The following is a 9273-nucleotide window of genomic DNA, read 5'->3' as shown; positions in this document are numbered from 1 at the left end:
GTTGTAGGGCAGGGCGCGAGATGGTAGCGTGACGCAGCTTTACGCGGTCAGGATATCGAACGCGCCAGAACCGATTTCTACGACATCGCTTCGCCTTCCACACTCTTTTCTGCTTTGCGACGGTTTACTGAATGAGTAGCAAACCCCTCGTTGTCGATCTGGATGGAACTCTCATTCGCTCGGACGTTCTGATTGAATGCGGTTTTGCTTTTACCCGATCCGCTCCGCATCGGTTCTACGAGCCGCTTCTGTGGTTCGTGCGCGGCGGTAAAGCCGGGCTCAAAGCGCGCCTCGCCGAAGCGACCGATATCGACGTCACCGTCCTGCCCTACGACCCCACGGTCATCGAGTGGCTGAGGGAGGAACGGGCCGCCGGGCGCTCGCTCGTGCTGGCGACCGCTAGCCATGAACGCTACGCGAATGCGATCGCCGATCATCTTGGACTATTCGACAAAACCTTCGCCACGCATAGCGACATCAATCTGTCCGCGCATCGCAAGCGCGACAGGCTCGTGGCCGAGTTCGGCGAGAAAGGCTTCGACTACGCGGGCAATTCGCACGACGATGTCACAGTCTGGGCCGCGGCTGAGCGTGCCTATGTGATCAATCCGTCGAGTGGCGTAGAGCGCGCGGCCCGCAAGCAGGGCAACGTCGAGCGCGTGATCGACCAGCGCTCCGCATGGCCGGGAACGTGGGCGAAGTCGCTGCGACTGCATCAGTGGCTGAAAAATCTGCTGATTTTCGTTCCGCTGCTCGCGGCGCATCAACTGTCGGACGCCGCGCTGGTCGTTTCCGCGCTGCTCGCTTTTTTTGCCTTCGGTGTCTGTGCGTCGAGCGTCTACCTGTTGAACGATCTGCTCGATCTCGAGGACGACCGGCATCATCCGACCAAGCGCAAACGCCCGCTTGCCTCGGGCGCGTTGCCGCTGGTGTGGGGCGCGGCGCTTTTTCCGGTTCTGCTGGTGGTGGGCGGCGCGATCGCATGGTTCTGCCTGCCTCATAAATTCGCGCTGGTTTTGCTGGGATATTACGTACTCACGCTGGCCTATTCGTTATATCTGAAGCGGCGAGTCATGATGGACGTGGTCGTGCTGGCCATGCTTTATACGACGCGCATCATCGCCGGAAGCGCCGCGATCGATGCGCGGCTCTCGTTCTGGCTGCTCGCGTTTTCGCTGTTCGTTTTTCTCAGCCTCGCGCTCGTCAAGCGGTATGCGGAACTGCACGCATTGAAGGAGCGCGGCCTCGTGAAGTCGCGCGGCCGCGGCTATGTCGCGAGCGATCTGCCGTTAATTTCGTCATTAGGCGCGGCCTCGGGCTATCTGTCCGTGCTGGTTCTCGCTCTTTATATTCAGGACGGCAATACGGCGAGCCTCTACCGGCACCCGCAGTACATCTGGGTGGCCTGTCCTCTGCTGCTTTACTGGGTGAGCCGCACGTGGATCATCGCGCATCGCGGTTCCATGCATGACGACCCGATCATATTCGCGGCAAAAGACCGAAGCAGCTGGCTCATCATGGCGCTATGCGGCGCGGTGTTCTGGATGGCGATCTAGCCATGTCCAAGGTTCAATCCTGGGGGCGCTATCCGTACGCGCCGCAAGATGCCCATCCGATCGCCTGGCGCGATACGGCCGCGGCCGTCTGGCGAAGTGTCGGCGGTGCGCAGCGCACGACCCTTGCGTTTGGCAATGGGCGCAGTTACGGCGACAGTTGCCTCGCGTCGTCAGGGCACGTGGTCCAGACGCTGCCGCTGGACCGGCTGATCCTGGCTGACTGGCAAAACGGCGTGTTGCGCGCTGAACCTGGCATGACGCTCGAGCAGATTCTCGACGTGGCGATTCCCCGTGGATGGATGTTGCCGGTGACGCCGGGCACGAAGTACGCGACCTTGGGCGGCGCGATCGCCAACGACGTGCACGGCAAGAATCACCATGTGCGCGGCACGTTTGGCCGGCATGTGCGTCGCTTCTCCTTGCTGCGCAGCGACGGCGCGCAGTTCGAATGTACGCCGGACCTGCACCCTGAGTACTTCGCCGCAACGATTGGCGGCCTTGGCATGACCGGGTTGATCACGTGGGCGGAAATCCAGTTGATGCCGATCAAGTCGAGCATGCTCGACGTGACCAGCATTCGCTTCGCCAATCTCGACGAGTTCTTCGCGCTGTCCGAACGGCTCGACGAACTGCATGAGTACAGCGTGGCGTGGGTGGACTGTCAGAGTCGCGATGCCGCGTTAGGCAGGGGCATTTTCATGGTCGGCGATCACGCTTGCGAAGGCGGACTCGACGTCGAACGCCGCAAGACGCGGACGGTGCCGTTCACGTCGCCGATCCCCGTTTTCAACCGCTTGACGCTGCACGCCTTCAACGAACTGTACTACCGGCGGCAGCGCGCGAACGCGGTTCGCTCGACCGTCAGTTACGACTCGTACTTCTATCCGCTCGACAGCCTGCTTGAATGGAATCGCATCTATGGCCGCTCGGGCTTTCAGCAGTATCAATGCGTGATGCCGGCGCCCGTTGCGCGGGACGCGACGCGGGCCATTCTCGACGCGATTGCCCGCAGCGGCACGGGGTCGATACTTGCCGTGCTCAAGCGCTGCGGCGCCATCGAATCGCCGGGCTTGCTGTCTTTTCCGCTCGAAGGCACGTCGCTCGCGCTCGATTTTCCGCAGCGCGAGGAATCGAATCGCAAGCTCTTCGACCGGCTAGATGCGATCGTGCGCGAGAGCGGCGGCCGTCTGTATCCTGCCAAGGACGCGCATATGTCGGGCGAAGATTTTCGCGCTGCCTATCCGCAGTGGGAACAGGTCGAAGCGCTGCGTGATCCGGCCTTGCTGTCACGCTTTTGGGAACGAACTACTCGAGTATGAAAAACATCGTTATCGTAGGCGCCACTTCGGCGATCGCCATTGCCTGTGCACGGCAATGGGCTAAACAGGGCGCGCGCTTCTTTCTCGTCGCGCGCAACATGGAGCGCCTCCAGCAGGTTGCCGACGACCTGAAGGCGCGTGGTGCACAAGAGGTGCTGTGCCAGCAGTTGGACATCGATCAGCTTGGTGAACATGCCGCCATGATGCAGCGCTGTTCGGCCGAGTTCGGCGCGCTCGACATCGTGCTGGTGGCGCCCGGTACGCTGCCTGACCAGCAGGATTGTCAGAACGATGCCGACGTCGCGGTCCGCGAGTTCAATACCAATGCCGTGTCGATCATCGCGTTGCTGACCCGTTTCGCGACTGTGATCGAGCAGCAGCGGCGCGGCACGATCGCGGTGATATCGTCGGTGGCCGGCGATCGCGGTCGCCAGTCGAATTATCTGTACGGCAGTGCCAAAGCCGCGCTCTCCGCGTTTTGCGAGGGTCTGCGCGCGCGCCTGTTCAAAGCGGGCGCGCATGTGGTGACGATCAAGCCTGGTTTTGTCGCTACGCCAATGACAGCGGGCCTTCCGTTGCCGGGACCGCTTGTTGCTACGGCGGACAAGGTCGCGGGCGATATCGTGCGCGCAGTGGAAAAGGGCAGGGATGTCATTTATACGCCGTGGTTCTGGTGGGGCATCATGCTGATCATTCGCTCCATTCCTGGCCGCGTGTTCAAGCGGCTCTCGTTGTGATGCATTGCGCGCGTCGCGGTGAAGCGTTGTTCGATCTTTCTGACCGGGTGTGCCTCTCGTGAACTCATCGGCAACTTCCATGAGCGCTTCGCGCCTCGTGATCTTTTACGCGATGTTCGCGGCGATTTCGATCGCCGCGAACATCGGTCTTCAGAAGCTCTCGCTGATCACCTATTCGGGAGCGTTCAGCGTGCCGCTGTCCGTGGTCGTCGGAACGGGTGGCGGGCTGGTGGTGAAGTTCCTGCTCGACAAGCTGTGGATCTTTCGATACCAGCATCGCGATCTATCGCACGGCATACAGAGTTTTCTGCTGTACACGGTGATGGGGCTCGCCACTACCGCGATTTTCTGGGGCTTCGAATTCGGCGCGGACTCGATCTATCATTCCGAGCCTGCCCGGTTTACGGGAGGCGTGATTGGCCTCGTGATTGGTTACGTCGTCAAATACCGGCTCGACAAGAAGTTCGTTTTTGCCTGATTGCGGCAATGCATTGATTTTTGTAGTTGCGCTACTGCCGCGCGCGCGTAATCAAAAAAATATTGACCAACGAATATGCAACGATTTAGACAGTACCTTTCGGAGAACGCGCTTCTACTGGTGGTCACCATTGCGGTGGGTGGTTATCTCTCATGGCAGACGCGCAACTATCAGCTCGATGATTCGCTGATCTATTTGCGATACTTGCGCAATCTGTTTGACGGACAAGGGCTCACCTACAACGCGGGCGATCGCTTCAACGGGCTGACCTCGCCGTTGTATTCCTACTTGCTGATCGTGGCCAACGTGGTGGCCGGAAATTTGCAGTACACGACGATCTTTTTGTCGTTCGTATTCCTGTGCGCGGCCGCGATCACCGGAGCGCATCTGCTGGCTAGCGGGAAATACGGACAGACGCTGTGTGCGCTGATCGTCGTTTCCTTCAATTACTTTTACAGCACCTTTGGGATGGAAACTTCGCTGTTTCTGTTCCTCTCAGCGCTTGCATTAATACTCTATCGCAGGGAGCAATTTTTTGGTCTAGGTGTGGTGCTGGGCCTGCTGTTCATCACGCGCAGCGAAGGTGTGTTCCTTGGCCTGGTCGTGGTCGTCGATTACCTGATCAAGAACAGAAAACTGCCGCATGTTAAGTATGTCGTTGCGCCGGTCATTTTGCTCGCGGCCAATTTCATCTTTAACTATTACTACTACGGCGCGTTTCTTCCGGCTACCGGTAATGCGAAGCTCGGACAGGGCAAGTCAGGGTACTGGGGCGAGGGACTGATTTTTCTCCACGTGCAGTACATGAAGGACGCTTTCTTCGGCGGCAATTTCCGACTGCTCACGTTCATGCTGCCGGTCGGTCTCGTCGGCGTGCTGTCGAGTCTCGGCAAAAGGATTACGTGGCTGGTTGTTCTTTATGTCGTGCTGCTGGGTTCGTTTTATGTATTTCTGCATATTCCGAATTACCACTGGTACTACGCGCCATTCTTCTTCTTCGGCTTGCTGTTCGTTGGTGTCGGTGCGTGGAAGGTGCTCAGCTTCACGTACGAGCGGTCCAGGGAGAGTACTGTTTTCCTAACGCTGTTCCTTGCGTTTTTTCTCGTCACCAGCGGATTCGTCTACCACAGCTTTGGTATCGCGAACGTGCAGCGTGGCCCGATGGACGCATACAAGAATATCGGTGAATGGATTAAAGCCAACACACCGGGTAATGCGGTCGTTGCAAGCGTCGAGATCGGAACCGTGGGGTGGTATTCCGACCGGCACATCATCGACATTCTCGGGCTGATCAATCGATATAACGCAGACTACATTGCTCGCAAGGATCCTTACTCCTGGCTTTCGAAGTACAGCCCGGATTACATTCTCGTGCATGAGCCGCTGTGGTCCTTCGAGGCAAGCGCGAATTGCCTGCTCGCGAGCCACGCGTATGCGCCCGTGGACGCGTTCGATTTCGCTGGTTACCGCCTGCTACGGCGTAGTGACGACGCGCAGGCGCAGCAGCAGATTCAAACATGTGCAAAAGGGCCGCGAGCCTGATAAGCCGCAGTGGCACTCGTGAACGGCCGACTCGATGTTCGAGTCGGCAGTCGATTTCTGCTCATCTTTTGTTCTAAAGAAATAACGAATTGCTGTTATGCGGCGAGAGAAAACCTGCCTTTTCCCATTGCTGATGTTCTTATGCGCGTTGCTGCTCATGTGGTATCGGGCGCCACAGCGCATCGAGCACGGCTTTCTATGGGCCGAAGACGCCACGATCTTTATCGCGCAAGCGCACGAACTGGGTATCCGGTCATTCGTGCAGGGCTACTCCGGCTATTGGCATTTCGTTCCGCGTCTCGTCGCGTGGCTGCAGATGAAAACGACGCGGATCGACGAGGCGCCGTACTTTTTCATGTGGGCATGTGCGTTGATTACGGCCGGTTCGAGCGCCTACTTGGCTCACGCGTTTCGGATTTTCTCGCGTCCCATCGCCGGGCTGCTCGCACTCGGACCTTTGCTGGTCCCGCAGACGGGCGAGACGCTGCTGAACGTGACGAATATTCAATGGATACTCCTTCCGACGCTCATCGTTCTGCTGTGGGAAAACCTGTTCAATCCGCCGACATCCTGGTATAGCCCTCGGGCCTTGGCGGCTGCCATCATTGCATTGACGGGCCCGTTTGGCATCATCACGTTCGGCCCTGCCGTGCTGGCTTGTATCTATGCGTGGCGTCGAGGGAAATTTTCATCTCGTCAGACTGGATTTCTGCTCGCGTACACCGCGGGCGTAGCGGGGCAGGTTTACGCGGTCGCAACCAATGCGTCGCCGCCGCTCGATTTCGGCCCGGCGCCGTATGTGTGGCGTTATGGCGCCCGGATGATCCGCGAGCTGTTTTGCGGTCTGCTGCCTTCGCCGGATAGCGCTCCGCTCATCGCTGGCTTGATCCTGGCGATAGTGTTGGTGTTCGTCGTAGCGAGCTCGCGAGCGGTTCTTGCCTGTCTGCTGCTCGCGCCGATGGCGGGCATGATCTGGTTGCTCGGCGCGGCGCGATCGACTCCGTACTCGCTACACATGGAGTGGTACGGCTTCGGTGCCCGGTACATCTATCCCGCCTTGCTGTTCTTTTTCTGGGCCGCGCTGCTGTCGATCGCAACCTCGAGCTCGAAGCTGTCAAGGGTACTGGCGGGTGGCTTTGCCGTGGTTATGCTGCTGGCCAGCGCCACGCAGTTTCGCGCGTCGGAATGGCCAATGTGGAGCATTACGGCGAACGACAACGGGCATTCGCTAAAGATCGCGCCTAACTGGGCGGTACAGATTCCTGATAGCGCGCCCAGCCATTAAGCCCTCGAGCGTTTCTCCGCTCTCGATCGTTACCTCGTTTCAACGGCGACCGCAACTGGCGCAGCCTGGGTCGCCGCGGGGGCCGGGCGCAAGGCCCGCCCTTCCCGCCACCCATGTTGCAGGTAATGCTGACCCGCGTTCACTCCCGCCGCCGCCACGTCCGTATTGACGGCGAGATATTCCTGTTCATTGAAGCTCGGGGGCAATTCGACCGCTACGTCCGGGTCCAGTTCGCTGGGCTGTCCGCTCACGCGCGGCGTGCTCTTGCCGGCGCCGGGTTCGGCGCATAGTTCCTTCAGTTTGCGGTGCGTGCGCCAGAACGGCACGGCCGGTGTTGCGTCGTTAGCCATGCGCTCCATTCGGCGCCAGCTGTCGGCAATATATCCGCGATCGCGCGAGCGCCTCATCACGACAGAAAACTCGATATCGTTGTGCAGCGTGTCGTTGAAATCTTCACAAGCGAAATCGATCAGCTCCATTTCGCAAAGCTCGGCGATCAGCTTTGCAAACGAGCGCGGCGTGAAAACCCAGCAGTGAACGTCGTGATAGGTGCCGTTCTCGAAGGCGTCGCGTGCGATATGCAGCGCGCCCTGCCATGTATGGAGCCGCTTGACCGAACGCGGGTCGATCTGTTTTTGCCATGCTTCCAACGTCGAGATATCGGCGGCGGACAGGCAGTGATCCAGCAGCGAGTAGGGCTGCGGTATCCGGGCACGGGATATATAGCTTGCCAGCACTTCGGGCAGCCGGCTTTCGCGGCGGAAGTAATCGAAAGTGTAGCGCCGGTCGGGCACGGCGAGCCGAACTTCGCCGGTCCGCTTGAGGACCGTGGCCAGTTCTCTTAGCCACGTCACGAGATCAGGAACATGTTCGACAACGTGAGAGGCCACCACGTAGTCGACATAGCGGCCTTTGATCGCTTCATGCAATGTATTGCGCCCCCACACGGCGTCGACATCGACGATCTCATTGACGTTGAGATGAGGATCGTCCTTGTACTTCTCCCGCAGGTGCGGCGTGTCCGTATGGTCCACGTAAATGATTTCGCCGCCGTCGCTGCGTCGTACGAGAGGCCAGCAAAGCGGGCCGATTTCCACGCCGACGCTGTCGTTGACGTTCAGTCCTTTCAGCAAACGGCAGCGCCGCTTATCTCGAATTTCGTCGATGCTTGGAGCATTGTCTTCCTTCGCCATGTTGCCTCCTCGTATTGGACGGCACAGCTTCCAGTGATGGCCGATGTTCACCGCATTGCGCGAGACCGCTTACGCCATCAGGTATGCATCTGCACCTTGATCGAGTCCGAACTCTTGTCGCTGGCCAGACGGAAGGCCTCGTCGACGTCGTCGAGGCTCAGGTCGTGCGTGATCATGGCTCGCAACGTATCGCCCTTGCGCGCCAGCAGATCGATCGCGAGCGCGAAGTCGTGCTGACCGTCGACATAGCCGTAGCAGTTCGGCAGATGAATCGTCAGTTCCTTGATGTGCGGCTTGATGATCTCGATGTTCCTGAAGCCGTGATCGAAGGCGCCGAGCACGCACACGTGGCCGAGCGGGCGCACGAACTGACAGGCGAAGTCGAAGGTGTCGGCCGTTCCGCCGACCGCTTCGATCGCATAGTGCGCACCCAATCCGCCGGTTGCCTGCTCGACCACGGCGAGCGCTTCGGCGCGATCGGACGGCAAGATCGCGGCGGCGCCCATTGCCAGCGCCGCGCGCGCCTGAGCCGCGTGTCTCGCGACCACGTAGACTTTTTCGCTGCCGGCGTCCAGCGCCGCGGCGAGTGCCGCGAGGCCTATCGTGCCCGCGCCGATCACCACGCCGACCGAGCCGCGCGCAATCGGCATCTTGCGGCACCCGTGGATGCCAACCGCCACCGGCTCGACGATGGCGCCGAGCTGATCGTCGACGGCATCGGGCAGCGGGAACACGCCCGCTTCTTTGGTGCGCACGTACTCGGCAAAGCCGCCGCCGAATGGAAACTCGCGGGCGCGGCAGTGAATCGGCGTGCCGAGTTTGCAGTACTCGCATTTGCCGCACGCGGTGCCCAACACCATGTCGGTCGTCACGCGCTGGCCGACGCGCACGTTCGTCACACCGTCGCCGATCTCGACCACGGTGCCGCTCAGTTCGTGGCCGTTCGGGAAGCTTTGATGCACGTCGACGTTCCGGTAGGCGTGCAGATCGCTGCCGCAGATGCCGACGCTCGCCACCTTGACGATCACGGTGCCAGGTAGCAGATCAGGTACCGGGATGCGGCCGATCTTCATTGCGCGCACGCCGTCTTGCAAGCCGGCTCGCATGGACGCGCCTGCGGCGCGATGCTCGAGCGCCTTCGTCGAAGTCATCTATGAATCTCC

General features: G+C 60.0%; 8 protein-coding genes. 6 read left to right on the top strand and 2 right to left on the bottom strand.

From position 1 onward, the window contains the following. Positions 1-131: 131 nt before the first annotated feature. From G5S42_RS26140 to G5S42_RS26115, 6 genes are all read left to right on the top strand, one after another. Positions 132-1556, top strand: a complete 1425-nt coding sequence (locus tag G5S42_RS26140) for a UbiA family prenyltransferase (RefSeq protein WP_176109388.1) — start codon at positions 132-134, stop codon at positions 1554-1556. 2 nt (positions 1557-1558) lie between these two features. Beyond that, positions 1559-2875 (top strand): FAD-binding oxidoreductase, encoded by a 1317-nt coding sequence (locus G5S42_RS26135; protein ID WP_176109387.1) that lies wholly within the window; start codon positions 1559-1561, stop codon positions 2873-2875. After that, complete coding sequence (locus tag G5S42_RS26130; protein ID WP_176109386.1) at positions 2872-3612, top strand: SDR family oxidoreductase; 741 nt, start codon at positions 2872-2874, stop codon at positions 3610-3612. The genes G5S42_RS26135 and G5S42_RS26130 overlap by 4 nt, the downstream gene beginning before the upstream one ends. Before the next feature lie 79 nt (positions 3613-3691). Next, on the top strand, positions 3692-4090 hold the full coding sequence (locus tag G5S42_RS26125; RefSeq protein ID WP_176109385.1) for a GtrA family protein: 399 nt from the start codon (positions 3692-3694) through the stop codon (positions 4088-4090). Between the two features lie 120 nt (positions 4091-4210). Next, entirely contained in the window at positions 4211-5632 is a 1422-nt protein-coding gene (locus G5S42_RS26120) for a DUF8728 domain-containing protein (RefSeq protein WP_312883611.1), read from the top strand. Positions 5633-5729: 97 nt separating this feature from the next. Continuing rightward, entirely contained in the window at positions 5730-6917 is a 1188-nt protein-coding gene (locus tag G5S42_RS26115; RefSeq protein WP_176109383.1) for a hypothetical protein, read from the top strand. 29 nt (positions 6918-6946) lie between these two features. On the opposite strand, the gene G5S42_RS26110 is transcribed toward G5S42_RS26115, so the two are convergent. Together G5S42_RS26110 and G5S42_RS26105 are read right to left on the bottom strand one after the other, a co-directional pair. Then, on the bottom strand, positions 6947-8110 hold the full coding sequence (locus G5S42_RS26110; RefSeq protein ID WP_176109382.1) for a class I SAM-dependent methyltransferase: 1164 nt from the start codon (positions 8108-8110) through the stop codon (positions 6947-6949). Between the two features lie 77 nt (positions 8111-8187). After that, on the bottom strand, positions 8188-9261 hold the full coding sequence (locus G5S42_RS26105) for a zinc-dependent alcohol dehydrogenase (RefSeq protein WP_176109381.1): 1074 nt from the start codon (positions 9259-9261) through the stop codon (positions 8188-8190). Positions 9262-9273: the final 12 nt, after the last annotated feature.

Source organism: Paraburkholderia youngii, from assembly GCF_013366925.1.
Taxonomy (GTDB): Bacteria; Pseudomonadota; Gammaproteobacteria; order Burkholderiales; family Burkholderiaceae; genus Paraburkholderia; species Paraburkholderia youngii.
This window is presented reverse-complemented; position numbering and strand designations above follow the sequence as displayed.

Bases quoted from the DNA above. Each gene is read 5' to 3' on its own strand.
- G5S42_RS26140 (WP_176109388.1), top strand. From the start codon at position 132: ATGAGTAGCAAACCCCTCGTTGTCGATCTGGATGGAACTCTCATTCGC.
- G5S42_RS26135 (WP_176109387.1), top strand. From the start codon at position 1,559: ATGTCCAAGGTTCAATCCTGGGGGCGCTATCCGTACGCGCCGCAAGAT.
- G5S42_RS26130 (WP_176109386.1), top strand. From the start codon at position 2,872: ATGAAAAACATCGTTATCGTAGGCGCCACTTCGGCGATCGCCATTGCC.
- G5S42_RS26125 (WP_176109385.1), top strand. From the start codon at position 3,692: ATGAGCGCTTCGCGCCTCGTGATCTTTTACGCGATGTTCGCGGCGATT.
- G5S42_RS26115 (WP_176109383.1), top strand. From the start codon at position 5,730: ATGCGGCGAGAGAAAACCTGCCTTTTCCCATTGCTGATGTTCTTATGC.
- G5S42_RS26110 (WP_176109382.1), bottom strand. From the start codon at position 8,110: ATGGCGAAGGAAGACAATGCTCCAAGCATCGACGAAATTCGAGATAAG.
- G5S42_RS26105 (WP_176109381.1), bottom strand. From the start codon at position 9,261: ATGACTTCGACGAAGGCGCTCGAGCATCGCGCCGCAGGCGCGTCCATG.